This is a genomic window from Pseudomonas sp. NPDC089395, assembly GCF_044749525.1.
Lineage (GTDB): Bacteria > Pseudomonadota > Gammaproteobacteria > Pseudomonadales > Pseudomonadaceae > Aquipseudomonas.
Map to the genome: position 1 here is coordinate 182,394 of NZ_JBIVID010000002.1, position 24,144 is coordinate 206,537.

At 57.6% G+C, this 24,144-nt stretch carries 21 protein-coding genes; 10 read left to right on the forward strand and 11 right to left on the reverse strand.

The window, feature by feature from the left end:
• From hpaR (ACIPZG_RS05825) to ACIPZG_RS05835, 3 genes are all read left to right on the forward strand, one after another.
• Nucleotides 1–423, forward strand: a complete 423-nt coding sequence (gene hpaR, locus ACIPZG_RS05825) for a homoprotocatechuate degradation operon regulator HpaR (protein WP_336084980.1) — start codon at nucleotides 1–3, stop codon at nucleotides 421–423.
• A 431-nt stretch (nucleotides 424–854) separates the two neighbouring features.
• Nucleotides 855–2,024 (forward strand): p-hydroxyphenylacetate 3-hydroxylase oxygenase component, encoded by a 1,170-nt coding sequence (locus ACIPZG_RS05830; RefSeq protein ID WP_400639509.1) that lies wholly within the window; start codon nucleotides 855–857, stop codon nucleotides 2,022–2,024.
• Nucleotides 2,025–2,100: 76 nt separating this feature from the next.
• Entirely contained in the window at nucleotides 2,101–3,045 is a 945-nt protein-coding gene (locus ACIPZG_RS05835) for a p-hydroxyphenylacetate 3-hydroxylase reductase component (protein ID WP_336084982.1), read from the forward strand.
• 87 nt (nucleotides 3,046–3,132) lie between these two features.
• Here the strand turns inward: ACIPZG_RS05835 and hpaI are convergent, their stop codons facing one another.
• From hpaI to ACIPZG_RS05875, 8 genes are all read right to left on the reverse strand, one after another.
• Nucleotides 3,133–3,936, reverse strand: a complete 804-nt coding sequence (hpaI, locus tag ACIPZG_RS05840; RefSeq protein WP_336084983.1) for a 4-hydroxy-2-oxoheptanedioate aldolase — start codon at nucleotides 3,934–3,936, stop codon at nucleotides 3,133–3,135.
• A 10-nt stretch (nucleotides 3,937–3,946) separates the two neighbouring features.
• Nucleotides 3,947–4,750 (reverse strand): 2-oxo-hept-4-ene-1,7-dioate hydratase, encoded by an 804-nt coding sequence (gene hpaH, locus ACIPZG_RS05845; protein ID WP_336084985.1) that lies wholly within the window; start codon nucleotides 4,748–4,750, stop codon nucleotides 3,947–3,949.
• A 17-nt stretch (nucleotides 4,751–4,767) separates the two neighbouring features.
• A complete protein-coding gene (locus tag ACIPZG_RS05850; RefSeq protein WP_336084987.1) occupies nucleotides 4,768–6,075 on the reverse strand; it encodes an MFS transporter in 1,308 nt (435 codons plus the stop codon).
• Between the two features lie 44 nt (nucleotides 6,076–6,119).
• Nucleotides 6,120–6,530, reverse strand: a complete 411-nt coding sequence (locus tag ACIPZG_RS05855) for a 5-carboxymethyl-2-hydroxymuconate isomerase (protein ID WP_336084989.1) — start codon at nucleotides 6,528–6,530, stop codon at nucleotides 6,120–6,122.
• A 62-nt stretch (nucleotides 6,531–6,592) separates the two neighbouring features.
• On the reverse strand, nucleotides 6,593–7,516 hold the full coding sequence (gene hpaD, locus ACIPZG_RS05860) for a 3,4-dihydroxyphenylacetate 2,3-dioxygenase (RefSeq protein WP_336084991.1): 924 nt from the start codon (nucleotides 7,514–7,516) through the stop codon (nucleotides 6,593–6,595).
• A 90-nt stretch (nucleotides 7,517–7,606) separates the two neighbouring features.
• Nucleotides 7,607–9,067 (reverse strand): 5-carboxymethyl-2-hydroxymuconate semialdehyde dehydrogenase, encoded by a 1,461-nt coding sequence (hpaE, locus tag ACIPZG_RS05865; RefSeq protein WP_336085082.1) that lies wholly within the window; start codon nucleotides 9,065–9,067, stop codon nucleotides 7,607–7,609.
• 5 nt (nucleotides 9,068–9,072) lie between these two features.
• On the reverse strand, nucleotides 9,073–9,840 hold the full coding sequence (locus ACIPZG_RS05870; protein WP_336084993.1) for a fumarylacetoacetate hydrolase family protein: 768 nt from the start codon (nucleotides 9,838–9,840) through the stop codon (nucleotides 9,073–9,075).
• Nucleotides 9,837–10,508, reverse strand: coding sequence for a fumarylacetoacetate hydrolase family protein (locus ACIPZG_RS05875; protein ID WP_336084995.1), 672 nt, complete (start codon nucleotides 10,506–10,508; stop codon nucleotides 9,837–9,839). The genes ACIPZG_RS05870 and ACIPZG_RS05875 overlap by 4 nt, the downstream gene beginning before the upstream one ends.
• A gap of 174 nt (nucleotides 10,509–10,682) precedes the next feature.
• Here ACIPZG_RS05875 and hpaA point away from each other — a divergent pair, with 174 nt between their 5' ends.
• Both hpaA and hpaR (ACIPZG_RS05885) read left to right on the forward strand, forming a co-directional pair.
• Complete coding sequence (gene hpaA / locus ACIPZG_RS05880; protein ID WP_336084997.1) at nucleotides 10,683–11,588, forward strand: 4-hydroxyphenylacetate catabolism regulatory protein HpaA; 906 nt, start codon at nucleotides 10,683–10,685, stop codon at nucleotides 11,586–11,588.
• Between the two features lie 185 nt (nucleotides 11,589–11,773).
• Nucleotides 11,774–12,196: a homoprotocatechuate degradation operon regulator HpaR gene (gene hpaR / locus ACIPZG_RS05885; RefSeq protein ID WP_336084999.1), complete on the forward strand. Its 423-nt coding sequence runs from the start codon at nucleotides 11,774–11,776 to the stop codon at nucleotides 12,194–12,196.
• Here hpaR (ACIPZG_RS05885) and ACIPZG_RS05890 read toward each other — a convergent pair.
• Complete coding sequence (locus ACIPZG_RS05890) at nucleotides 12,193–13,206, reverse strand: MsnO8 family LLM class oxidoreductase (RefSeq protein ID WP_336085001.1); 1,014 nt, start codon at nucleotides 13,204–13,206, stop codon at nucleotides 12,193–12,195. The genes hpaR (ACIPZG_RS05885) and ACIPZG_RS05890 overlap by 4 nt on opposite strands.
• An 88-nt stretch (nucleotides 13,207–13,294) precedes the next feature.
• Between ACIPZG_RS05890 and ACIPZG_RS05895 the strand changes: the two genes are divergently transcribed.
• Nucleotides 13,295–14,479 carry a Bcr/CflA family multidrug efflux MFS transporter gene (locus tag ACIPZG_RS05895; protein ID WP_400639506.1) on the forward strand — a complete coding sequence of 395 codons (1,185 nt, stop codon included), beginning with the start codon at nucleotides 13,295–13,297 and terminating at the stop codon, nucleotides 14,477–14,479.
• A gap of 150 nt (nucleotides 14,480–14,629) precedes the next feature.
• Here ACIPZG_RS05895 and ACIPZG_RS05900 read toward each other — a convergent pair whose 3' ends face one another.
• A complete protein-coding gene (locus ACIPZG_RS05900) occupies nucleotides 14,630–15,802 on the reverse strand; it encodes a phospholipase D family protein (RefSeq protein WP_336085005.1) in 1,173 nt (390 codons plus the stop codon).
• A 582-nt stretch (nucleotides 15,803–16,384) separates the two neighbouring features.
• Here ACIPZG_RS05900 and ACIPZG_RS05905 point away from each other — a divergent pair.
• From ACIPZG_RS05905 to ACIPZG_RS05920, 4 genes are all read left to right on the forward strand, one after another.
• Nucleotides 16,385–17,512, forward strand: a complete 1,128-nt coding sequence (locus ACIPZG_RS05905; protein WP_336085007.1) for an efflux RND transporter periplasmic adaptor subunit — start codon at nucleotides 16,385–16,387, stop codon at nucleotides 17,510–17,512.
• A gap of 10 nt (nucleotides 17,513–17,522) precedes the next feature.
• Nucleotides 17,523–20,663, forward strand: a complete 3,141-nt coding sequence (locus ACIPZG_RS05910; RefSeq protein ID WP_336085009.1) for an efflux RND transporter permease subunit — start codon at nucleotides 17,523–17,525, stop codon at nucleotides 20,661–20,663.
• Nucleotides 20,660–22,075 carry an efflux transporter outer membrane subunit gene (locus tag ACIPZG_RS05915; protein WP_336085011.1) on the forward strand — a complete coding sequence of 472 codons (1,416 nt, stop codon included), beginning with the start codon at nucleotides 20,660–20,662 and terminating at the stop codon, nucleotides 22,073–22,075. Before ACIPZG_RS05910 ends, ACIPZG_RS05915 begins: the two co-directional genes overlap by 4 nt.
• Nucleotides 22,076–22,216: 141 nt before the next feature.
• Entirely contained in the window at nucleotides 22,217–23,029 is an 813-nt protein-coding gene (locus tag ACIPZG_RS05920) for a DUF2971 domain-containing protein (RefSeq protein WP_336085013.1), read from the forward strand.
• A 56-nt stretch (nucleotides 23,030–23,085) separates the two neighbouring features.
• Here the strand turns inward: ACIPZG_RS05920 and ACIPZG_RS05925 are convergent, their stop codons facing one another.
• Nucleotides 23,086–24,087, reverse strand: a complete 1,002-nt coding sequence (locus ACIPZG_RS05925) for an LLM class oxidoreductase (protein ID WP_336085015.1) — start codon at nucleotides 24,085–24,087, stop codon at nucleotides 23,086–23,088.
• Between the last annotated feature and the right edge of the window lie 57 nt (nucleotides 24,088–24,144).

Sequence of the window (24,144 nt, forward strand, 5' to 3'; positions counted from 1 at the left end):
ATGAGCACACCAAGACCCTCCCTGACGCTCACCTTACTGCAGGCGCGCGAAGCCACGATGGCGTTCTTCCGCCCCGCGCTCAATGCCCATGACCTCACTGAACAGCAATGGCGCGTCATTCGCATCTTGCGTCAGCAGGGAGAACTGGAAAGCCACCAGTTGGCTGAGGCAGCGTGCATTCTCAAACCCAGCATGACGGGCGTACTCAAGCGTCTTGAGCGCGATGGCATCGTGGGCCGGCGCAAATCAGCTGAAGACCAGCGTCGCGTGTTCATAAGCCTGACCGAAAAGGGGCATCAGGCATTCCTGGCGATGAGTGAGGAAATGGGTCGAAATTACGAGAAAATTCTAAGTCAATTCGGCGAGCAGAAGCTCCAGCATCTGATGCAGTTGCTCGAGGAGATGAAGAAGGTAAAGCCGTGAAGCGCCCGTAGCTTAGCCAGGTACCGATGCACTTGGCAGGGTTCAGCCTGCGATTTCTGGCTTACCAATGTCTACACTGAAAGCTGTTCTTGGAGGCAAAGTCTTGGCTATCACAACTCTGCCTGCCTGACATCGTCGGTCGCCTAATCAAGGGCCATAGCACGTGCCACGTTAAGAGTTGGCGCTTGTGCGATCGCTACACCAAGAGCATGTGATGACTTTGCATCACGCTTTACCATTCCTGAAATTCGAGAGCGTCGCGCCTTGGTTATTCCAGGCAAGCGTCTCATGGAAAGTGCAATTTTCCCCTCGGAACGTGCATTTCTCGACCACGTCCAGCGACACATACTGAAACTGTCATCGAGATTTCTCGGCTGCCCAATTCTGCATTGGGCATGCGCGCTGACTATCCAATAATAAAGAGACAGTTCATGAAAAAGCCAAACCCCCTGCTGGAAGACCTCAAAGCTGTTCTGCCGTCCATTGCCTCCAACGCCTTTCGGGCGGAGCAGGATCGCAGCGTCCCCGCAGAGAACATCGCCTTGCTCAAGAGCATTGGCCTGCACCGTGCGTTCCTGCCCAAGCAGTATGGTGGGATGGAGATATCCCTACCACAGTTTGCTCAGTGCATTGCACTGCTGGCCGGTGCCTGTGCCAGCACTGCATGGGCGATGAGCTTGCTGTGCACCCACAGCCATCAGATGGCGATGTTCTCATCAAAGCTGCAGGAAGAGGTATGGGGCAGCAACCCTGATGCCACCGCCAGCAGCAGCATCGCACCCTTCGGTCGTACCGAAGAAGTAGAAGGTGGTGTGAGCTTCAGCGGCGAGATGGGCTGGAGCTCCGGCTGTGATCACGCCGAGTGGGCCATTCTTGGATTCCGCAGGCCTAACGCCGAAGGCTCCCAGGATTACTGTTTCGCGCTACTGCCGCGCAGTGACTATGAGATTCGTGATGACTGGTACGCGGTCGGTATGCGCGGCAGCGGTAGCAAGACACTAATCGTTAAGGATGCATTTGTGCCTGAGCACCGTATCCAGAAAGCCAAGGATATGATGGAAGGCAAGTCGGCAGGTTTCGGACTGTACCCGGACAGCAAGATCTTCTTCACCCCTTACCGTCCATACTTCGCCAGTGGATTCTCGACAGTCAGCCTCGGCGTCGCCGAGCGCATGCTCGAGGTCTTCCGCGAGAAGACCCGTAATCGCGTACGCGCCTATACGGGGGCCGCGGTCGGCGCCGCAACGCCAGCGCTGATGCGCCTCGCCGAATCCACCCATCAGGTCGCGGCTGCTCGCGCACTCTTGGAAAAAAGCTGGGATGAGATTGCCGAACACAGCGAGCGCCACGAATACCCATCGCGCGGCACGCTTGCATTCTGGCGCACCAACCAAGGATATGCAGTGAAGCTGTGCATCCAAGCGGTCGATCGGCTGATGGAAGCTGCCGGTGGCGGTGCTTGGTTCGAAACGAACGAGCTGCAACGACTCTTCCGTGATTCGCACTTGACTGGCGCCCACGCCTATACCGACTACGACGTATGCGCACAAATTCTGGGGCGTGAGCTGATGGGGCTGGAACCCGACCCAGCGATGGTCTAAGCCGCTTCAGGCTGATATCCCCACACAACCACAATAATGAACAGGGTAGGCCGTCTGGCCTGCCTGGGAGTCTTGCATGTCTAATGAAACTGTAAACCCTGCTGATTTCGACACCCGTGCCTTCCGCCGAGCGCTGGGTAATTTCGCGACTGGCGTAACAGTGATTACCGCTGCTGGGCCTAGCGGCCGGAAGGTCGGTGTTACTGCGAACAGCTTCAATTCGGTATCACTAGAGCCGGCGCTGATCCTCTGGAGCATCGACAAACGCTCCACTAGCCATGAGGTATTCGAGGAGGCTTCGCACTTTGCCGTGAACATCCTCGCGGCTGATCAGATCGATCTGTCCAATAACTTCGCACGCCCCAAGGATGACCGCTTTGCAGGCGTTGATTACGAGCAGGGGGCCGGTGGCGCGCCTCTGCTTGTCGATTGCTCAGCGCGTTTCCAATGCGAAAAGCACCAGCAACTCGACGGCGGGGATCACTGGATCTTGGTGGGCAAGGTAGTAGCTTTTGACGACTTTGGACGCTCGCCGCTGCTGTACCACCAAGGTGCCTATTCCATGGTACTCCCACACACTCGTATGACTCAGCGTACCGAAGGGCTTGCACCGAGCAGCAGTTTTCAAGGCCGCTTGCAGTATAACCTGTATTACTTGATGACACAGGCACTGCGCGCTTACCAGGCCGACTATCAGCCACGTCAACTGTCCACCGGATTGCGTACCAGCGAAGCGCGCATGTTGATGGTTCTGGAGAACGATGCAGGTCTGAGCCTGAATGACCTGCAACGCGAGGTGGCGATGCCTGCGCGTGAAATCGACGAGGCGGTGGCGAACCTAAAGCGTAAGGGTTTGATCGCCGACGATGAAGGCCGGGTACGCTTGTCGATCAAGGGTATTGATGAGACCGAAGCTCTCTGGAGTATTGCCCAACAGCAACAAGAGAAAGTTTTCGACCGATTCAATCCTGAGCAAATCGAGAACTTCAAGACTGTGCTGAAGGCGATCATTCAGCTGTAATTCTTCTGAACACTGCAAAAAAACGGCGCCCATTGGGCGCCGTTTTCGTCTTGTTCATCGCACTCTGTCTGTGCGCGCGATGTGGTGTCAGTAAACACCACCACCAGCACTGCTGAACACCAGCGTATCCTTGAATTTGCCGGCGAGCGTTTGCAATCCACGCATCAGCACGGTGGTATCGACCCCGACCGCAACGAAGGCCGCACCCAGCTCGATATAGCGCCGCGCCAGCTTCTCGTCGGCGCTGAGAATCCCCGCCGCCTTGCCCGCCTTGCCGATGCGCACGATGGCGTCCTCGATCGCCACTTGCACGTCCGGGTGCCCGGGGTTGCCGCGGTGGCCCATGGCCGCGCTGAGGTCGGCAGGGCCGATGAACACGCCATCGACGCCGTCGACCTCGACGATCTCGTCCAGGTTGGCCAGGCCTTCCATGTTCTCGATCTGCACCAGCAGGCACATCTGCGCGTCAGCCTGGTCGAGGTATCCCGGGATGCTATTCCAGCGCGAGGCCCGCGCCAGGGCGCTGCCCACGCCACGCACACCCTTAGGCGGGTAGTGTACGGCCTTGACCAGCTGGCGTGCCTGTTCGGCGCTCTCGACCATGGGTACCAGCAGTGTCTGCGCACCGATATCCAGCACCTGCTTGATCAGCGCGGTATCGCCGATGACCGGGCGGATCACCGGCTGGCTCGGGTACGGCGCTACCGCCTGCAACTGCGCGAGCATGCCGCGCAGGTCGTTGGGCGCGTGTTCGCCGTCGATCAGCAGCCAGTCGAAGCCGGCATTGGCGGCAAGTTCTGCGCAGTAGGCATCGGCGAGGCCTAGCCACAGGCCGATCTGCGCCTGGCCGCTGCGCAGACGTTGCTTGAAGGTGTTGATGGGCATGTCCATGGCGAGCTCCTCAGATGAACCGGCAGGCAATCGAGCCGAGAAGGTCGTAGTCGACGTGGAAGGTGTCGCCGGGGCGCGCAGCCACCGGGCGGGTGAACGAGCCGCCGAGGATGATCTGGCCAGGCTCCAGGGTGATGTCGTAAGCGGCCAGCTTGTTGGCCAGCCAGGCAACGCCTTTTGCCGGGTGGTTGAGCACGGCGGCGCTGACCCCCGACTCCTCGATCACGCCATTGCGGTAGAGCACCGCCGGCACCTTGCGCAGGTCGATCTCGGTGGGGCGCACGGCCCGCCCGCCCATGACCACGCCGGCATTGGCGGCGTTGTCGGAAATGGTGTCGAAGACCTTGCGCGTGGCCTGGGTCTGCGGGTCGACCTGCTGGATGCGGGCATCGATGATTTCCAATGCCGGGATCACCCATTCGGTGGCGTCCAGGACGTCGAACACGGTCACGTTGGGGCCTTTGAGCGGCTTGCCGAGGATGAATGCCAGTTCGACTTCGACTCGCGGCACGATGAAGCGCTCGAATGGAATCTCGCTGCCTTCGTCGAACAGCATGTCGTCGAGCAGCGCGCCGTAGTCGGGCTCGGTGATGTTCGACGACACCTGCATGGCGCGCGAGGTCAGGCCGATCTTGTGGCCGACCAGCTTGCGACCAGACGCGATCTTCTTCGCGACCCAGGCACGCTGGATGGCGTATGCATCTTCGATGGTGATAGTTGGTTGCTCTAGGGAGAATTGGCGAACTTGCTCGCGCGAGCGTTCGGCCTGGTCGAGGCGCTCGGCAGCCTGCTGGATGAATGCGTTATCAAGCATGGTGGGGATCTCTGGATTCAAGGGTTGACGATGGCGGCCCGGGTGCGCAGCACCAGCAGGCCACCGAGGGTTATGAAGACGGCCAGGGCGTACAGCGCAAGACTGGCGCTTTGTGTGGTGTCACGCACCCAGCCGATGAAGTAGGGCGCCGCGAACGAGGCGATGCTGCCCAGCGAACTGATCAGGGCGATGCCGGCGGCCTGGGTGCGGGCATTGAGAAAAGCCGGTGGTAACTGCCAGAACATCGGCAGCGCAGCGCTGGCGCCCATGCCCGCCAGAATCAGCCCGGCCAAAACCGGCCAGGGTTGCAGCGGTGCCAGGCCGGTGATGGCGATGCCGGAGGCGGCCATCAGTAGCGGTACGCACAGGTGCCAGCGGCGTTCGCGCTGGCGGTCGCTGGAGCGCCCGCAGGCGAGCATGAACACGCAGCCGGCCAGGTAGGGAAGGGCGCTGAGCAGGCCGACGCTGGCGTCGCTGCCGATGCCGGCACCATGAATGAGGCTGGGCATCCAGAAGGCCAGGGTGTTGACCGCCAGCATCACCGCGCAATACACAGCCACCAGCAGCCAGATGGACGGGCTGATGAGGATGCCGCCCAGGGAGGTGACCGTCTTGCGCTGCTCTTCACAGCCGAACTGGGCTCGCAGCGCCGCCTTCTGCCGGTCGTCGAGCCAGTGCACCTGCTCGAAGCGTTCCGGCAGTGCCGCAAGCACCACCAGGCCCAGCACCACCACCGGCGCACCTTCGAGCAGGAACATCCACTGCCAGCCTCGCAGCCCGGCGCTGTCGTGCATGAAGGCGAGGATCGCCCCGGACAGTGGCCCACCCACCACGCCGGCCAGCGGCACGGCGATGGCGAACAGGGCGGTGACCTGGGCCCGGCGCCCGGCGGGGTACCAGCGATTGAGGTAGACCAGGATGCCCGGGAAGAAGCCGGCCTCGGCCGCGCCCAAGGCAAAGCGCAGCAGGTAGAAGGTACTGCTGCTTTCAATCATCAGCATGCTGGTGGACAGCAATCCCCACACCACCATCAGCGTGGCGATCCAACGACGCGGGCCGACGCGTTCCAGCATCAGGTTGCTGGGCACGCCGAACAGCGCATAGGCAATGAAGAACAGGCCGGCGCCAAGGCCGTAGACCGTATCGGACAGCTGCAGGTCTTGGCTCATCTGCATCTTGGCGAAGCCGATATTGATGCGGTCGAGGTGGGCGAACAGGTAGCAGACCAGCAGCAGAGGCATCAGCCGCCAGGTAATCGTGCGGTGGGTGGCGTCGGCCAGTTCAGCCTGGGTTGGCGCCGGCGAGGCATGTTCGAGTGTGCTCATGGTTTTTGTACTTGTTGTGTGATGAGGCAACGGGCGGCCTGGGTTCAGGCCGGGCGGTTGAACAGCGGGTGCAAGGTGCTTTGTTTGGCGTCGTAGACCTGCTGGGCACTTTCATCGATCTGCAGGGTGATGCCGACCGGGCGTTGTTGCAGCAGCCCGTCCAGGCGTTGTTTGAGTACCTGTTGCAGGTTGTCGCCGACCGCCTTGTGCACCTCGCGGCTGCGGCCGCTGCCCATGCGCAGGTTGGCGTACAGGAAGCCGTACTCGCCCTTGCCGTCAGCCACCGCGCAATGGGTGGCGGGGTAGGCCAGCACGCGGGTGCCGCCGGTGGGGAACACGGCCTTGCCGGTTTCGTCGTGCTGTTCGAGCATGCAGTCGGCCAGGGCGCGGCACAGCCCGGGTATATCGGCATCGGCTTCCAGGTCAGGGGTGTAGAGCAGAACCAGGTGTGGCATGAAGGCATCCTCAGCGAGAAGCACCTGGCCATCGCGGGGACGGCCAGTTGCGAACGGGTGGGTTACAGGCGACTGGTGGAAGCAACGTTGGCCGGATTAGCCGCCTGCGGTTGCGGAATCGCCGAACCGTCCTGGGGGGTGACCGGGAAGATGGCATTGATCTGGCCAGTTCCCGAAGAGCCGAAGTACGGGGTCACTACCTCAGCCTCGCCGTCATAGTTCGACCAGCCGAGGGTTCCGAGCAGCATCGCCGTGTCATGCATGAAACCTTCGCCATGACCTTTGGAGGCGTACTCGGGGAGCATTGCGCAGAAGTCTGCCCATTCGGCGCTTTCCCACATTTTCACCACCCGGTGATCGAGGGTTTCCAGGAACGGGCTCCACACCTTGGTGGCGAAGTCCGGGGCCTGGCCGTTCTGGGCGAAACGGTGCGACAGCGAGCCACTGGCAAGGAACGCAACGGTGCCGTCGTAGTGGTCTTCCACGGCTTTGCGCATGGCCCAACCAAGGCGGGCGCTGTCAGCCAGATAATGCGACGTGCACAGAGCCGAGACCGAGATCACCTTGAAGTGCTGGTCTTGGTTCATGTAGCGCATTGGTACCAGGGTGCCGTACTCAGGGCCCAGCGTGGTGGCATGGTGGGCCATGGTTTCAACACCAAAAGCATTGCAGGCATCGGAGAGGATCAGCCCAAGCTCTTTGTTACCAGGGAATGCGTAGGGCATGTTGCTGATAAAATGCGGCAGCTCGTTGGAGGTATAGACCCCTTCAAATCGCTCTCCGCAGAGAATGTGATAATTGGCATTGACCAGCCAATGGGTATCGAACACAACGATCGTATCGACGCCCAGCTCACGGCAACGGCGACTGATTTCGTGATGTCCATCGATAGCGGCCTGGCGAAAGCCTTGGCGGGGCCCAGGCAGTTCGGACAAATACATGCTGGGCACGTGAGTGATTTTGGCTGCGAGCGCCACTTTACCCATGATCAGACTCCTTATTCTTATAGATCCCAGAGCACCAAGCGAGGTCGCAGTCGTCAGAACAGAAGCCCGCCCGGTACTCAGGGAAAACGGTCACACGCCCCAGCGCGGGATGTGGTGGCTACCCATGGAAATGCAGACGTTCTTGATTTCGGCAAACACTTCGAAGCTGTACTGCCCACCCTCGCGGCCGGTACCGGAGCCTTTCACACCACCGAACGGCTGACGCAGGTCGCGCACGTTCTGGCTGTTGATGAACACCATGCCTGCTTCGATACCACGGGCCAGGCGGTGAGCCTTGCCGATGTCCTGAGTCCAGATGTACGAGGCCAGGCCGTACTCGGTGTCGTTGGCCAGTTGCAGCGCCTCGGCTTCGTCCTTGAACGGGATCAGGCAGACTACCGGGCCGAAGATCTCTTCCTGGGCGATGCGCATCTTGTTGTTCACGTCGGCGAACACGGTGGGCTGGATGAACTGACCTTTGGCCAGGTGCGCAGGCAGGTTAGCCGGGCGCTCCAGGCCACCGGCGACCAGGCGAGCGCCTTCTTCGATACCGATGCGGATGTAGCCAGTGACCTTGTCGTAGTGCTGCTGGGTAATCATCGAGCCGACCTGGGTTTTCGGGTCGGTCGGATCACCGACGATCAGGCGCTTGGCGCGTGCAGCGAACTCGGCAACGAACTGCGGGTACACGCTTTCCTGGATGAAGATGCGGCTGCCGGCGGTGCAGCGTTCGCCGTTCAGCGAGAAGATGGTGAACAGTGCAGCGTCCAGGGCGCGCTCGAGGTCGGCGTCCTCGAAGATCAGCACCGGGGATTTGCCCCCCAGCTCCATCGAATACTTTTTCAAGCCAGCGGTCTGCATGATCTTGCGGCCGGTGGCAGTGCCGCCGGTGAAGGAGATCGCGCGTACATCCGGATGGCGCACCAGGGCGTCGCCAGCCGTGGCGCCGTAGCCCTGGATCACGTTGAGCACGCCATTGGGGATGCCCGCCTCGACGGCCAGGCGGCCCAGCTCGTTGGCGGTCAGCGGTGACAGCTCGCTCATCTTCAGTACCGCAGTGTTGCCCAGCGCCAGGCACGGCGCGGTCTTCCAGGTGGCGGTCATGAACGGCACGTTCCACGGCGACACCAGGCCACACACGCCGACCGGCTGGTACATCGTGTAGTTGAGCATCTGGTCGTCGACCGGGTAGGTGTGGCCGTCCATGCGCGTGCACACTTCGGCGAAGAAGTCGAAGTTGTGCGAGGCGCGCGGGATCAGCACGTTCCTGGTCTGGTGGATCGGCAGGCCGGTGTCGAGGGTTTCCAGCTCGGCCAGTTTCGGCACGTTCTGGTCGATCAGCTCACCCAGCTTGCGCATCAGTCGTGCGCGCTCTTTGGCCGGGGTATTGGCCCATTTCGGGAAGGCTTCTTTCGCCGCGGCCACGGCCTGGGCGACTTCCTCGGCGCCGCCGCTGGCGACTTCGCAGATGGCGTCGCCGGTAGCCGGGTTGTAGTTGACGAAGGTGTCTTTGCTTTCGACCTCACGGCCATTGATCCAGTGCTTGATCATGCTGCTCATGCCTTGTTGTTCTTGAAGAAGTCAGCTTCGCTGACGATGCGGTTGACCAGGCGGCCGACGCCTTCCACTTCCACCACCACTTCGTCGCCCGGCACCACGTCGGCCAGGCCTTCCGGCGTGCCGGTGGCGATCATGTCGCCCGGCTGCAGGGTCATGAAGCTGGAGAAGTATTCGATCAGGTGGGGGATGTCGAAGATCATGTCGGCGGTGGTGCCTTCCTGTTTCAGCTCACCGTTGATCCAGGTGCGCAGCTTCAGGTTGCTGACGTCGGGTACATCGGCGGCATCGACGATCCACGGGCCGACCGGGGTGGTGGCGTCGCGGTTTTTCACCCGCAGGTTGGGGCGGTAGTAGTTCTCGAGGTAGTCGCGGATGGCGTAGTCGTTGCACAAGGTGTAGCCGGCCACGTAGTCCAGGGCATCCTCGCGCCTGACGTTTTTCGCCGCTTTGCCGATGACCGCGACCAGCTCGCACTCGTAGTGCATGTACTCGACATTGTCCGGGCGCCAGGTCACCTGGTTGTGGCCGGTGTAGGTGCCCGGCGACTTGATGAAGGCCAGCGGCTCGGTGGGCGGGGCGAACGCCAGTTCGCGGGCATGGTCGGCGTAGTTCAGGCCCAGGGCGAACATGCTGCCGTCGGCCGGTGGCAGCCATTCGACCTGGCTTTCGTCGAGCACCCGGCCATCGGCCAGGCGCACGGCGTTGTCGGCTTCGACGGTGACAGCGTGGACGCTGCCCTCATAACGGATACGCGCGTGTTTCATGCAGGCTCCCCCGACTCGGCAACGATGGTGTTGGCCAGGCGACCCAGGCCTGTGATCTCGACTTCCACGTGGTCTCCCGGGAGCACGTCCACGCGCCCCTCCGGGGTGCCGGTGATCAGCACATCGCCTGCATGCAGGGTCATGAACTCGCTCAGTTCGGCGATCAGTTGCGGGATGCTGCGCACCAGGTTAGCGGTGGTGTTTTCCTGCACCACAGCGCCGTTCACGTAGAGCTTCAAGGTCAGCTGATGCGGATCGGCGACTTGCGCCACCGGCACCAGATCTGGGCCGATCGCGCAGAAGCCATCGCGGCACTTGGCCTTGACCGCAGGGCGGTAGTAGCTGTCTTCCGGCAGGCTGTATTCATTGACGATGGTGTAGCCGGCCACATGGCCCAAGGCGTCGGCGGCGCTAACCCGGCTGGCGTCTTTGCCAATCACCACGCCCAGCGCCGGGCCCGGTTGCAGACGCTCGCCGGCGGGGTGAATCACGTTGGCACCATGGGCGTTACGGGTGTTCGGCGTCTTGATGAACAGCACCGGCTTGACCGGGGCCTGTTTGTAAGGGGGCTGTTCGAACTCAGCCAGACGCTGCTGCAGCAGACCGTTGTAGTTCAGCGCTACGCCGAACACGGTGCCGTTCGCAACGTCATGCAACGCATGGCTCATGCTTCTCTCCTGGCAGTGATGGGGAGCAGATCCTCCCCAGCTAGATTGTTAATGTGTTAACGTTATAATTAAGATGTTAACGAACGTCAAGGTTCCATCCTGTAGTGTCCGCTTCCCAGCGGGTGCACTATGGGTCATGGTTAACTCGGTCAAACGGCTAGCGAGTAAGCAGTGATGAGCGATCGGCACCCCATCCCGAACATCAACATCGGTCAGGTTTACGACCAGCGATACAGTGACAGCGAGGTGCACTACGACCGGCTCGGTAACCTGGCGGGTTTTTTTGGCCGCAACATGCCCGTCCACCGGCATGACCGGTTCTTCCAAGTGCATTACGTGAAATCGGGCACGGTACGGGTGTATCTGGATGACCAGCAGTTCATCGAGTCGGGGCCGATGTTTTTCCTCACACCGCCGACTGTGCCGCATTCTTTCGTCACCGAATCGGATAGCGACGGGCATGTGTTGACGGTGCGTCAGCAACTGGTTTGGCAGTTGATCGAGGCCGATGCCAGCCTTCTGCCTGCCGGCGTTCAGGCGCGACCTGCCTGCGTGGCACTGGCGAAGGTACCGGCATCCGATCAAGCTGAGGCCAGACGCCTGGAGCGCTGGCTGGAGGCGCTTAGTGATGAGTTCGCAAGCTCTCATCCCGGCCGAGATGCAGCGCTCCAGTCGCTGACCCGGCTGGTTATGATCAGCCTGCTGCGGTTGTGCCCTAACTCGCAGGAGTCCACGACAGCCCGTCATGAAGACCTGAAGATTTTTCACCGTTTCAACGCACTGATCGAAGTGCATTACTTGGAGCATTGGCCCCTGGCGCGCTACGCCCAGCAGATCGGGGTCACTGAGGCGCGTCTCAATGATGTTTGTCGACGGATCGCTGACCTGCCATCCAAGCGCTTGGTGCTGGAGCGACTGATGCAGGAGGCTCGACGATTGCTGTTGTTTTCCGCAAGCTCGGTGAATGAAATCTGCTACCAGCTTGGCTTCAAGGATCCCGCCTACTTCAGCCGTTTTTTCAATCGCTATGCCCAGATCTCGCCTGGTGAGTACCGGCAGCGGCAATCGGAGTTGCAGTGAATTGACCACGTGGGCACACCTGCGGGGCGTTGTAGTTGTTTGTCACTGATGCTCGCAGCTTGCCGACAAGGCTTGAATGGGTTTTCCGTAGATCAGATTGCACTTTCCACAGGGTGGAGGTAGGTTGCTATCGTGCCGCGCGGCGCCTATCTCCATAGCAGTCTCTATCAGCACAGAGCCCAACGATGATCAAGACACAACCCTCGTTGACGTTAAGCCTGCTCCAAGCGAGAGAGGCAGCCATGGCATTTTTCAGGCCTCTTCTTAACGATCACGACCTGACTGAGCAACAATGGCGGGTGATTCGCATCTTGCATCAGGAAGGCGAATTGGAAAGCCATCAGCTCGCGCATTTAGCATGCATCCTAAAACCGAGTATGACGGGAGTTCTTGGGCGCTTGGAGCGTGATGGGATGGTCAGCCGGCGCAAGGCCGCTGAGGATCAGCGGCGAGTACTCGTGACCCTGACTGACAGTGGCCAGGCATGCTTCAGTGCGATGCGTGAAGGTATGGAGGCCAACTACCGCAAGATCCAGGCGCAGCTTGGAGAAGACAAGCTGCAGCAATTGTTAGGGCTATTGAACGACCTCAAGCGCATCGCCCCTTAACGGCACGCGATCAACTCATAGCTGCGCTTACGGTCTTCGAAGCGGTGGGTAACCGTAACGATTCCGATCTCCTTGCAGTCATAATCCCGAGCGAAAGCTTCGATTCTGCTGCGGCAGGTGTGCGCTGACCCGACGACCATTGCGTCGAGTGTCTGCGCATACTCGCAGCGCACCTCCAAACTCATGCGCGAATATCGCTGCTGTACCTGTTCCGGGCTAAGCAATGGCTCACGCGCGCCGTGCCTTGCACTCATCTTGCGATACACCGCCGTGCCAGCGAGAAAGCGCGCCTCTTCGTCCGAATCTGCGCAAACAACTGCTAAAGCCAACAGGCGCGGCGGCGTTTCGTCATTGCCGGCCTGGCGCCATGCCCGAACGTGATGCTCGAAGATGCCTGGAGAGCAGGTGTTGGGTGCAATGAATTGCGCCAGGGCCAGACCCATACCCAGCTGACCTGCAAGATTTGAGCTGCCACCACCAGAGCCGAGCATCCACAGCGAAGGCAGCGTCCCTGCCTCCGGTTGGCAAGTTAGGGAAGCATATGGGTGATCAGCGGGGAACTTGCCACGCAGGAACGCGCAAAGTTCGGCCGCCTGCTGCGGGAAGTGATCGTGCCCGAGGAGTTCGCCTGGCGCCGCCAGCGCGATACTGCTCAGGTGGCTGCCGCCTGGAGCACGACCGATGCCAAGGTCAATGCGCCCGGGGAACAGGCTGCCGAGTAAGGCGAAAGTTTCCGCGACCTTGTAGGCACTGTAATGGCTGAGCATTACGCCGCCGCTGCCCACGCGCATGCGCTGAGTGGCACTAGCGATACGGGTTAGTAGGATTTCTGGAGCGGCTCCAGCGAACTGGATGCTGTTGTGATGCTCGGCCAACCAGTATCGGTGGAAGCCCAAACGATCACAGGCCTGGGCCAGCTCCAGAGAGGCCGCAGGTGCGGTACCTGAGGTGTAGTGCTCGTGCACAGGGGTTTGGTCGATCACGGTAAGGAACAAGGTCAAAAATTCCACGTGGATTTCTAATTAATATATTAACAAATTCGGGCTGGAGCACCTAGAATGTTAAGATATTATCGAATTTGACCTGCGGAGCGTTCGCTTGACCCATCCTAGTCGTCTGATCGTGTTACTGGCTGCGTTAGTGGCGTTTGCCCCGTTGTCCATCGATACCTATCTGCCAAGCCTACCCAGCCTCGCTCAAGACCTAACTGCCGACACGGGTCGCGTGCAGATGACGATCGGCGTTTTCCTCGCCGGGCTGTGTATCGGAATGCTCTTCCATGGCCCTTGTGCCGACCGTTATGGACGCCGGCCAGTCCTTTTATGGGGGATGGTGCTGTACTTAGCCGCAACTATCGGCTGCATGGCGGCGGGAAGCGTGGAGCAACTGATCGCCTGGCGTTTCCTTCAGGGAGTGGGCGGAGCTGCCGCCTCGGTACTGGCGCGAACTATCGTGCGTGACATCTTTCCGCTCAACGAGTCGGCCAGGATCCTTTCGCTGATGCATCTGGTGACCATGCTCGCCACTCTCGTCGCTCCACTCGCTGGGAGCTTCCTGATGTTGCTAGACGGCTGGCGAGCAATTTTTGCGGGGCTTTTCTGTTTCGCCGCTATTTGCCTAAGCGCAAGCCTGCTGTTCATTCCCGAAACACATCCTGTCGAAAGACGAGCGGGAACGTTCCGAGCGGCGGTGGCTGCTTATTGGCAGATTGCACGCAACTCTCGAGCCTTGGCGTTAATCCTGTGCATGGGTTTGTCGTTCGGTGGAATGTTTGCGTTCATTACCGCTTCGCCCTATGTCTACATCGTCTACTTCGACGTTTCGCCTCGCGACTACGGATTGCTATTTGCCCTCAACATCGCGGGAGTAATTGTGGTTACCTTGCTGAACGCCCGACTGGTCGGCCGGTATGGCCCTTTGGCAATGCTCGGTGTCGGCGCGGCAATCATCACGGTGGCGGCATTGGGATTGGGCTTTTTGGGGAGCGCAGGAGTTCGGAGCTTGGAGGGCATTGTCCTACTGGTCGTGCTGTACGTCAGTGTCACCGGTCTTATGGGGGCGAATTGCGTTGCCAGTCTTTTGAAGTTATTCCCAGCCAATGCAGGAGCCGCCGCCGGGTTGGCGGTGTCGATGCAGTTCGCAATGGGAGCAGCGTTCAGTGCGCTGGTCGGTGCCTTGGCTGACGGCTCGCCGCGGCCGATGTGCCTAGTCATCGCGGGCGCGGGGATGGGAGCAGCACTGTGTTATGGATGGATCAGGATCAAATCAATGGCTACGCGATAGGCGCGCATACTCCAGTGGTTCTATCTCCGTCCCGAAGCAGTGGCTGGGCGGATAGACGCATCGTCACTCTGAATCCGCATCAGCGCCATGCTATGGATTCGTGTGTCTGAAGGGTCTACCGCTCGCGGAAGCATTTTCTACATGTCCTATTCACACTGCGGCGTAAGGGTTGCGCTCCCTCCAGATAACGGCATCGAGTTCAGCCAGATTTTTAGCGGGATAGGTTTTGGCCCGACTCAGCGCGATGCGGAGCAATCGCGCCGATCGGATGTAGTTGGCTCCCTGGCTTGCACCTCTCACCCTGTCAGCGCCTGTTCCTAGCAGCCAATCGCGGATCGGGGAATTTAGTACAAAGTATCGTTTGGGGAAAAATTGGCAGAGCATCTCAGAGAATAGAGCTCCACGTGTGTTGACCCCAGCGCTGGCAAGACGATCAATCTCAAGCCTGACAACCCTATCCCGCGATATCTCTTTGGCATTGAGCACGCGTACTACGCTGATAGCCAGTTCCTGGAAATTACTGCTCCGTCCCTGACGCTCCCAGCCCGCACCCTGGAAGCGATTGCGATGGCCATGGCACCAGAGACTGTTGAGCTGGTCGTAGAATCTCGCATCGTCGCCGGCCCTCCAGGTTTTTTTATCCGCTGCTGCCCGGAAAGCAGTCTCCAGCTCCGAGCGGAACCTAGCGAACTGACGCATTTGCCCTCGACGTCGAGCTAGCACCTGATCGAGCCTTGAAAGGGATTTCGGATTGGGTAGCTCTAGCTCGAAAACCGCCCCTTCGTCATCCCCATCCTGCCGCCCCTGTCGCTTAGGTTTACTCGGCTGCTTTGCCTCCTGGTAGCCCGCAAGCCAGTTCGAATCGAGTGTCGCGCAATTGTTCGCGAGATTCTCAATCCACTTCTCGGCCGCTCGGAACGTTGTCTTCGAAATACGCGAGTACCCATTGGCCTCGTGATTGGATGAAAACGCTGCTTTGGAGAGATTGGATGAGCCTACGAGTGCGTGGCATGATCCATTCACCTCCCGCCAAAAAACCGCCTTCGGGTGAAAGCCCACGATACCTTCTGCAACGAGGAACTCCTCGTGCCATTTCTCAGGAAGCCACTTGAGCACCTGCTTGCAAGCCGCTATCCGAGTGATTCCAAAGTCTTTGCCGACGATAAAAGTAAAGGTCTCGCACTGCTTGCCTAAATCTTCCTCGATGTCCCAGTGGGTGAGGTAGGCGCTGACTATGTACAGATGGGTTGAGTTGCGGAAGGCGCGGCGGTAGATGTCCGCAAGCTCTGTTTTCGAGCTCTGAGGGAGCAGCAGTAAATCCATTCGGTAACATCCATCCAGAGAAAAGCAGCGGCAGAATTTGCCCAGATGACTTGGAAATGGAGCCACTCCCGGCAAAGTCTTGTGCGCGTAAATGGAACAGCCGCAGACAGCAAAATTGCCGTCTAGAGATGCTGTCATATAGCTATCAATGGTTGCGTGTGCCCTCAGCTTTTGCAAGCTTTCGAGCCCACCTACCTACAGGTTGAGCTGAAAAGGCAGCTACGGCATCGATTTCGTTCAGAAGCAGGGCTATTTCCCTATATTTTGGAATTCAAGGATGAAATGAATGGAATTTCTTGCGATTAATCGTTTTAGCTAGTGCCCGTAGAATCAGCGCCAAGTCAGCGAGCTAGAGCTTCCAACCCGACCCGTTTAACCCGCAGGCGCGGGTGCATTTGAGGCAAGCCGACAGCTGGGGCTTTCCAAGGCCCTGCCTCGAGCTACTGCTCAATCGAGTCTTCTAGCCACACCTCTAATAAAACCACCTTAAACATTCTGTCTAGCGCTACAGCGTCAGGCTCAGTCGCGCCCTGAAAAGGATGCGGCTGTATTGCTGTGGGCTGATGAATCATTGGAGATCAAATGAAGAAACCCATTTTGATTGGGCTTATCTGCGCGCTTCCTGTCGGCGCGCTGTTGCTGGCGGGATGCAAACCGGCAGATACCCATTCGGAGGCTGCTCACGCACTCAAAGTCGGTTACTACGAGGTAACCGAAGCGCCGATCACGCTCACTACAGACCTGCCTGGTCGTACCTCCGCGTACCGTATGGCGGAGGTGCGGCCACAGGTTTCAGGCATTCTCCAACAGCGACTGTTTACAGAAGGCAGCGAGGTCAAACAGGGGCAGCCGTTGTATCAAATTGATCCGCGTACCTACCTTGCTCAACAGATCCGAGCCGAAGCCAATCTCAAGTCTGCACGAAACCTCGCGGAGCGATACGAACGCTTGCTCAAAACTCGAGCGGTAAGTCAGCAGCAATACGACGACGCTGTGGCTGCTTGGCAGCAGGCACAAGCTGATGCAAAGGTTGCACAGATCAAGGTGCAGTACACCAAGGTACTTGCGCCTATTTCAGGCCGGATTGGTCGTTCGTCGATGACAGAGGGGTCACTTGTCACAGACGGCCAAACCTCCGCGTTGGCCGAGGTGAATCAGCTTGATCCGATCTATGTCGACGTCACTCAGTCCATCACACGTATCCTGGCACTCAAGCGAGCACTCAAATCAGGTGATCTCAAGTCTGCCGGTGACGATCGGGCTGAAGTCACCCTGAGACTCGATGATGGAAGCATTTACCCAATCCCGGGCACGCTTAAATTTTCGGAAGTCAGCGTTGATCAGGGAACCGGTTCAGTCACGCTTAGGGCAGTGTTTCCGAACCCTGACCGTGCGCTTTTGCCAGGCATGTTCGTTCACGCCGGGGTGAAAGAAGGAGTCAGGCAGAACGCCATCTTGGTGCCCGAGCAAGCAATCATCCATGACAGCCGCGGCATTGCAACCGCGTGGGTCATTGGTGATGACAACCACGTTCAGCTGCGAGACCTCACGACGGTTCGAACTGTAGGCAATGCATGGTTGGTCGACGCCGGTCTTGAGCCTGGCGATAAGGTCATTACCGAAGGACTTCAGTTCGTCCAGTCTGACTCCATCGTCGACGCCCATCCTGCAAACAACGTTCAGCTGAAAACAGCTCTGAGCGCGAATTAAGGGGGCAACGATGTCACGATTTTTCATAGACCGGCCCATCTTTGCCTGGGTCATCGCGCTGGCAATCATGCTCGCTGGAGTGCTGGCGATTCACAGCCTTCCCGTTAACCAATATCCCAACATCGCCGCACCTGCAGTCCAGATTTCCGTTACTTATCCAGGTGCTTCCGCTCAAACCGTTCAGGACACGGTGATCCAAGTCATTGAGCAGCAACTCAATGGCCTCGATGGACTGCGATACATCAGCTCTAACGCAAACAGTGATGGCAGCGTCGAGATCACTGTCACTTTCGACCAAGGCGTCAATCCAGATATCGCCCAGGTACAGGTGCAAAATAAGCTCCAGCTTGCAACGCCGAACCTCCCGGAGGAGGTTCAGCGCCAAGGCATTCGCGTAGTCAAATTCCAAGCGAATTTCATGCTCTTGGTGAGTATCTACTCCACCGACGGAAAGCTGAGCTATGGCGATCTAGGTAACATCATCGTATCGAGCTTCAAGGATCCGCTGTCTCGAACCCAAGGAGTGGGCGACTTCTTCGTATTCGGCTTTCAAAATGCAATGCGTATCTGGCTGGATCCGGCAAAACTAAATAGCTATCAGCTGATGCCTAGTGACGTAAGCGCGGCGATCGCATCTCAGAACGTTCAGATCTCCTCCGGCTCAATTGGGGGCCTTCCTACTCGCCAAGGTGTTGAGCTGAGCGCCAATGTCATCGGAAAAACACGCCTGCGCAGCGCGGATGAATTCAAGGAGATTTTGGTAAAGGTTCGGCCAGATGGTTCGCAGATTCGCCTAAAGGACTTGGGCGAGGTCGTATTGGGAAGCGAGACCTACTCCTACGACGTCAACTACAACGGCAAACCTGCTGCGGGTATCGCATTGCGCCTCGCGAGCGGGGCTAACATGCTTCAGACAGTGGAGCGGGTGAAACAGACAGTCGATAAGCTGAAGGCAAATTTACCGCCAGGTGTGGAAGTGGTTTATCCCTATGACACCAGTCCATCAGTGAAGGCGTCGATTGAGTCGGTGGTTCATACGCTATTCGAAGCCATCGTTCTGGTATTCCTGGTCATGTTCCTGTTCTTGCAGAACGTGAGAGCGACATTGATCCCCACTCTGGCAGTCCCTGTCGTTCTGCTTGGTACCTTTGGTGTCCTCTACGCCTGCGGCTTCACCATCAACGTGATGACGATGTTCGCAATGGTGCTAGCAATTGGCTTGCTCGTCGACGACGCCATCGTCGTGGTTGAGAACGTTGAGCGGTTGATGCAGGAGGAGCATCTGTCCCCGAAAGAAGCTACCTACAAGTCCATGCAGCAGATATCCGGAGCCTTGATTGGCATCGCATTGGTCATCACTGCAGTGTTTATGCCCATGGCCTTTTTCGGCGGCTCCGCCGGCATCATCTACCGTCAATTCGCCATCACCATCATCACGGCGATGGGATTGTCAGTCCTCATCGCCCTGATTTTCACACCGGCACTGTGCGCGACGATACTCAAGCCTCATGAGGCCAAGAAAGCAACGGGCTTTTTCGCTTGGTTCAATCGCATGTTCGAGCGGAACACCACCCGTTACGAACGCTCGATTACCCGGATTTTGAGCAACCGCAAACGGACTTTTGTTGTGTATGCCATGTTGCTTGTCGGCGTCGCTCTGATGTTCCGGAATCTGCCATCTGCTTTTTTGCCGGACGAAGATCAGGGACTCTTGGTCGTGCAGATCCAGACACCGCCCAACAGCAGCGCTGAACGCACCGAGTCGGTACTGAAGAAGGTGCGGCATTATCTGCTTGAGAAGGAGCAAGCTGGTGTGCTCTCGGCATTCACGATCAGCGGTTACAACTTTGCAGGTCGTGGGCAAAACTCTGCCGTTGTCTGGGTGCGCCTCAAGCCATTTGAGGAAAGAGGGGCGAAGGAGAATTCTGCATTCGCTATCGGACAACGCGTGACGCAGTTTGCACGAACGATATCAGAAGCCAGCATTGTTTCGATCGTGCCCCCTGCCATCATGGAGATGGGGAACGCGACCGGGTTTGATCTTTACCTGCAGGACAATGGCGCCCGAGGGCATAGCGCCCTTATGGCCGCGCGCGATCAGCTAATGAAGCTCGTGGCCAAAGAACCAGCGCTCTCCATCATCCGCCCGAACGGGTTGAATGATGAAGCCCAGTATCAAGTCACGATTGATGACGAAAAGGCGAGGGCGTTGCAGGTCACGATTGAGTCGATCAACGACACCATGTCGGTGGCTTGGGGCTCGAGCTATGTGAATGACTTTATCGACAAGGGCAGGGTGAAACGGGTTTACGTGCAAGGTGAAATGGATGCTCGCATCTCTCCTGAAGACTTTGATAAGTGGTACGTCCGAAATGCGCTAGGACAGATGGTGCCATTTTCGGCGTTCGCCAGTGGTACATGGGTGTATGGCTCTCCAAAGCTAGAACGGTACGCCGGCGTTCCATCGGTAGAGCTCCTCGGAACACCTGCTGAAGGCTACAGTACCGGTGATGCCATGGCCGCAATCGAGCGGATAGCGTCTCAGTTACCCAGTGGCTTCGATGTGGCATGGACTGGTCTGTCCTATGAAGAGCGCGCTGCCGGTTCACAATCCACGATGCTCTACGTGCTTTCTCTGCTCATCGTATTCCTCTGCTTGGCAGCGATGTATGAGAGCTGGACGGTTCCTGTTTCAGTGATGATGGTAGTACCGCTGGGCGTACTGGGTGCGGTGGCTGCGACGTTAGGGCGAGGATTGTCGAATGATGTTTTCTTCCAGGTAGGGATGCTCACCACCATGGGCTTGGCGGCCAAGAACGCCATCCTCATCGTTGAGTTCGCTAAAGAGCTATATGAAAAGCAGGGTCGTACCTTGGTTCAGGCTGCTACTGAGGCAGCTCGCCTGCGCCTGCGTCCGATCATCATGACATCGATTGCCTTCGTCATGGGTACCTTGCCACTGGCTCGCGCTCACGGCCCGGGCAGCGGTAGCCAACACTCCATCGGTACAGCAGTCGTGGGCGGCACGCTGGCCGCAACATTCCTCGCCATCTTCTTCGTGCCACTGTTCTACGTCGTGGTGATGAAACTCATTTCTTCCAGGAAAGCATGCGGAGAGCGCAGCCTGGCCGATATCGGAGTCCAGCAATGAACCGAATGACTTTGATTGCGGCGCTCACCTTGACCTTGGCCGGCTGCAGCATGATTCCTGAATATCGTCGGCCTGATACGACTACCCCGGAGCGCTACCCAACGGGTCTTGCGTATTCTCAGCATGCGTTAGGAGACGCCTCACACATTCAGTGGAAAATGTTTTTCCAGGATCCATACCTTCGACAATTGATTGATCTGGCGCTTACCAACAATCGGGATCTGCGAAAAGCCACATTGAATGTGGCTGCCTATCGCGCCAAATACAGAATTCAAGGTGCAGCTCTATCACCTGAAATCGGAATTGAGGGGGCGACCGGACGCTCTCGTACTCCTGGGTATCTGTCTGAAACCGGAAAACAGCTTACGGCAGGCAGCAACAGTCTGCAGGTCGGATTAGCTAGCTATGAGATGGATCTCTGGGGGCGTGTTCGTAGCCTGGATCGCAATGCGCTCGAAAACTACCTGGCGACAGAGGAGGCCCGGCGTAGCGTGCATATTGGATTGGTGGCTGACGTAGCAGTGGCATACCTTACCTGGCAGACAGATCGCCAGTTGCTTGATATCACTCGCTCAACGCTGAAGAACTACCAGCACAGCCTGGAATTGACTACTGCAGGCAGCCAAGCAGGAACTGCGTCTGATCTTGATGTTCGTCAAGCGAGAACGTTGGTAGATAGCGCGAGAGGGCAGGTGCAGTCCTATGTACGACAGGTTGCCCAAGATAAGAACGCGCTACAGCTTTTGCTCGGCTCGACGGTACCGGCAGAGCAAACTTCCGCTGATCTGGACACCCAGATTCTCGTTCAGATACCTGAGGGTTTGCCAAGCGCATTGCTTCGACAGCGGCCTGACATCCTAGCTGCGGAGCACCGACTCTTGGCAGCTAATGCCAACATCGGTGCCGCCCGAGCAGCCTTCTTCCCAAGCATCACTCTGACAGGCGGAGCAGGTACGGCCAGCAGTCGTCTCAGTGGACTTTTTGATAACGGTTCGGAGAGCTGGAGCTTTGTCCCACAGATTCACATCCCGATCTTCACAGGTGGGCGACTCGAAGCGAGTTTGGACTACGCCAAGATTGCAAAGGAAATCGAAGTGGTGAACTACGAGCAGTCAATCCAGACGGCTTTCCGAGAGGTGGCTGATGGATTGGCAGCTCTGGGTACGTGGGACGAAGAGCTCAGTAGCCAACACGATCTGGTGCAAGCGACCGAAGAGTACACTCAGATGGCTCAACAACGGTACGATGAAGGCGTTGATAACTACCTCACCTTGCTTGACGCTCAACGGCAGCTGCTTTCAGCCCGACAGAAGCTGCTCACTGATCACCTGGCTCAGCTTACGGCCCAGGTTCAGTTGTATAAAGCCTTGGGAGGAGGGTGGGATTCGAGCACTGCAGCGGGCCGAACGTAGCGCAGTAGCAGTGTCAATCCATGACTGTCGAGATTGATAAGTGGGGCATACGCAACAGGGCCTCACCTGTCTTGAACAAGGACAGCAAGCCGTGGCCGCATGCTATCAAATAACCTGTAAGTCGTTTGTAATGGATGAAAAATGATTTATCACTACTGCACCGCTAATGTTTTTTCAAGCATTATCTCCACTCAGGAGGTCTGGCTCACCGATATCACTAAGCTTAATGATGAGACCGAGTACGTAACGGGTTTCGACTTGATTTCGGAGGTTTTGTCGGCGCGAGGGATTAAGAAAAAACTTCTCCGAGACTCAGCCTCGGAGCAGATCTCCTGCACCAGCTGTCAGATATTAGTTGGATGCTTCTCGCAGGAGGGTGACCTGGGAAGCCAGTGGCGTCTGTATGCTGATGACGGAAGGGGTTTATGCATCGGTTTTGATGAAGCTTGTATTTCAAGAAACAATCTTTTCAATCGCTCCACAGCGGCAGGATTTCAGCCTATAAAGTCACACGTAGCGCTTCGATCAGTAGAATATGACCAAGCGGCGTTTATCAGAAAGGTGGAGGACTTAGTAGATACCTTGGAGCATAACAACCCTAAGATTAAGGATATAATGTTGGATATAGGGCTTCGACGTTATGCGGCTATCTATAAAGACCAGTTTTTCAGAGACGAGCGGGAGGTCAGGGCGATGATTGAAATTGATGCTCGTATCGATGACGATTATGAGCTAGGAGTTAGGAAAAATGTCTACAATGAGCAAGCGAACTATCATAAATTGTTGACTTCATACAGAGGGATTAGTGCTATTAAAGAAGTTCTGATTGGCCCTCTTTGCCCCCTGAGCATTGAGCAGGTGCGGGATGAGCTGGCGTCGCACAACTTGAGCGAAGTCGAAGTAACATATTCTTCTGGCCGTGGTCGGTACCGGGCTGCTCCAGCTAAAGCTTGAGATTGAAGTGGCATCAGGTGGTGATTCAACTCACCACCTGATTAAATCCGGCATGCTCATCCATGTGACCGGAAGTGAGGGAGGATCTCTTCCGCCAGCTCCTGGAGTATTTCACGATAAGGCCGGTGACTGACTTTCAGATTCAATGCGAAATGGTTAATGCCTGCTTCTTGGGCTTCATGCAAGTACTCTTTTAGCATGTTCCTACCTGTCCGAATGCCCCCGAAGCTACGGCGCAGCGGTGCATCGGCATTTTCGAAAAGGTCTACAAATGCGCCTATACCTAGGGGCTTGAAGACTGAGCTATCAAACTCAACTAGAGCGCTTCGCCACTCCATCGCTGCGGCTTTCAGTTGATACGGTTCCGGGGCAGAGCGAATCAGACCATCCATATGCTCAGCAATCCACGCAAGCGATTGCTGTGATCTTCCTACCGCCAAGGCTGGTGTACGACCAATAACAGGCTTGGGCACAAGCTCGAATTCTCCGTTAGACCGTCCAAATAGAGGTGACTCAAAGGCAGGAAAGCTTTCCTCTGTGAGTGATCGTAAAACCTCATAGCTTTCTCGGAATCGGCTTCCGCGTGTTTCAAAATCAATACCAAACAACGGATATTCAGCGGGCCTGTCCCCTGAAGATATGCCCATCATCAGGCGACCGTTGGAAAGGTGATCCAAAGAGGTCATTTGCTTTGAGAAAATCAGCGGCTCTCGGAAGGGCAGCACGAAGCCGGTCGTACCTAAGGCGATTCGTTTGGTGATTGCTGCAAGGTAGCCAAGGTAAGGAACAGGATCGAAAATCTGCGCTACATCACCGTAGTGCGGGTCGTAGAATGGAACATCCCTGAGCCAGAGCGCACCGAATCCTAGAGTGTCTGCACGCTGGGCCATTTCGCCGTGATCAGCCATCGTTGGAGCGGGTCTACCAGGATGGGTCTCGAGCGGCATAATCAAGCCGATTGTGAGCTTTCTTTCTTCAAAAAGACGACGATAACCTGGGTGGCCATCCAGGCGTGGAGCTGGTAGATCTAACTCCGCTGGTGCTGCGACTGAGTTCATCATTGCTCTCCATTTCATCAAGAGCTTGAGTGTATTCCTGTAGAATTTGTGAATTAA

Bases quoted from the DNA above. Each gene is read 5' to 3' on its own strand.
- hpaA (WP_336084997.1), top strand. From the start codon at position 10,683: ATGAGCGATCGGCACCCCATCCCGAACATCAACATCGGTCAGGTTTAC.
- ACIPZG_RS05910 (WP_336085009.1), top strand. From the start codon at position 17,523: ATGTCACGATTTTTCATAGACCGGCCCATCTTTGCCTGGGTCATCGCG.
- ACIPZG_RS05875 (WP_336084995.1), bottom strand. From the start codon at position 10,508: ATGAGCCATGCGTTGCATGACGTTGCGAACGGCACCGTGTTCGGCGTA.
- ACIPZG_RS05925 (WP_336085015.1), bottom strand. From the start codon at position 24,087: ATGAACTCAGTCGCAGCACCAGCGGAGTTAGATCTACCAGCTCCACGC.
- ACIPZG_RS05920 (WP_336085013.1), top strand. From the start codon at position 22,217: ATGATTTATCACTACTGCACCGCTAATGTTTTTTCAAGCATTATCTCC.
- hpaR (WP_336084980.1), top strand. From the start codon at position 1: ATGAGCACACCAAGACCCTCCCTGACGCTCACCTTACTGCAGGCGCGC.
- ACIPZG_RS05850 (WP_336084987.1), bottom strand. From the start codon at position 6,075: ATGAGCACACTCGAACATGCCTCGCCGGCGCCAACCCAGGCTGAACTG.
- ACIPZG_RS05835 (WP_336084982.1), top strand. From the start codon at position 2,101: ATGTCTAATGAAACTGTAAACCCTGCTGATTTCGACACCCGTGCCTTC.
- ACIPZG_RS05830 (WP_400639509.1), top strand. From the start codon at position 855: ATGAAAAAGCCAAACCCCCTGCTGGAAGACCTCAAAGCTGTTCTGCCG.
- hpaH (WP_336084985.1), bottom strand. From the start codon at position 4,750: ATGCTTGATAACGCATTCATCCAGCAGGCTGCCGAGCGCCTCGACCAG.
- ACIPZG_RS05855 (WP_336084989.1), bottom strand. From the start codon at position 6,530: ATGCCACACCTGGTTCTGCTCTACACCCCTGACCTGGAAGCCGATGCC.
- hpaD (WP_336084991.1), bottom strand. From the start codon at position 7,516: ATGGGTAAAGTGGCGCTCGCAGCCAAAATCACTCACGTGCCCAGCATG.
- ACIPZG_RS05915 (WP_336085011.1), top strand. From the start codon at position 20,660: ATGAACCGAATGACTTTGATTGCGGCGCTCACCTTGACCTTGGCCGGC.
- hpaE (WP_336085082.1), bottom strand. From the start codon at position 9,067: ATGATCAAGCACTGGATCAATGGCCGTGAGGTCGAAAGCAAAGACACC.
- ACIPZG_RS05905 (WP_336085007.1), top strand. From the start codon at position 16,385: ATGAAGAAACCCATTTTGATTGGGCTTATCTGCGCGCTTCCTGTCGGC.
- ACIPZG_RS05900 (WP_336085005.1), bottom strand. From the start codon at position 15,802: ATGGATTTACTGCTGCTCCCTCAGAGCTCGAAAACAGAGCTTGCGGAC.
- ACIPZG_RS05870 (WP_336084993.1), bottom strand. From the start codon at position 9,840: ATGAAACACGCGCGTATCCGTTATGAGGGCAGCGTCCACGCTGTCACC.
- hpaR (WP_336084999.1), top strand. From the start codon at position 11,774: ATGATCAAGACACAACCCTCGTTGACGTTAAGCCTGCTCCAAGCGAGA.
- hpaI (WP_336084983.1), bottom strand. From the start codon at position 3,936: ATGGACATGCCCATCAACACCTTCAAGCAACGTCTGCGCAGCGGCCAG.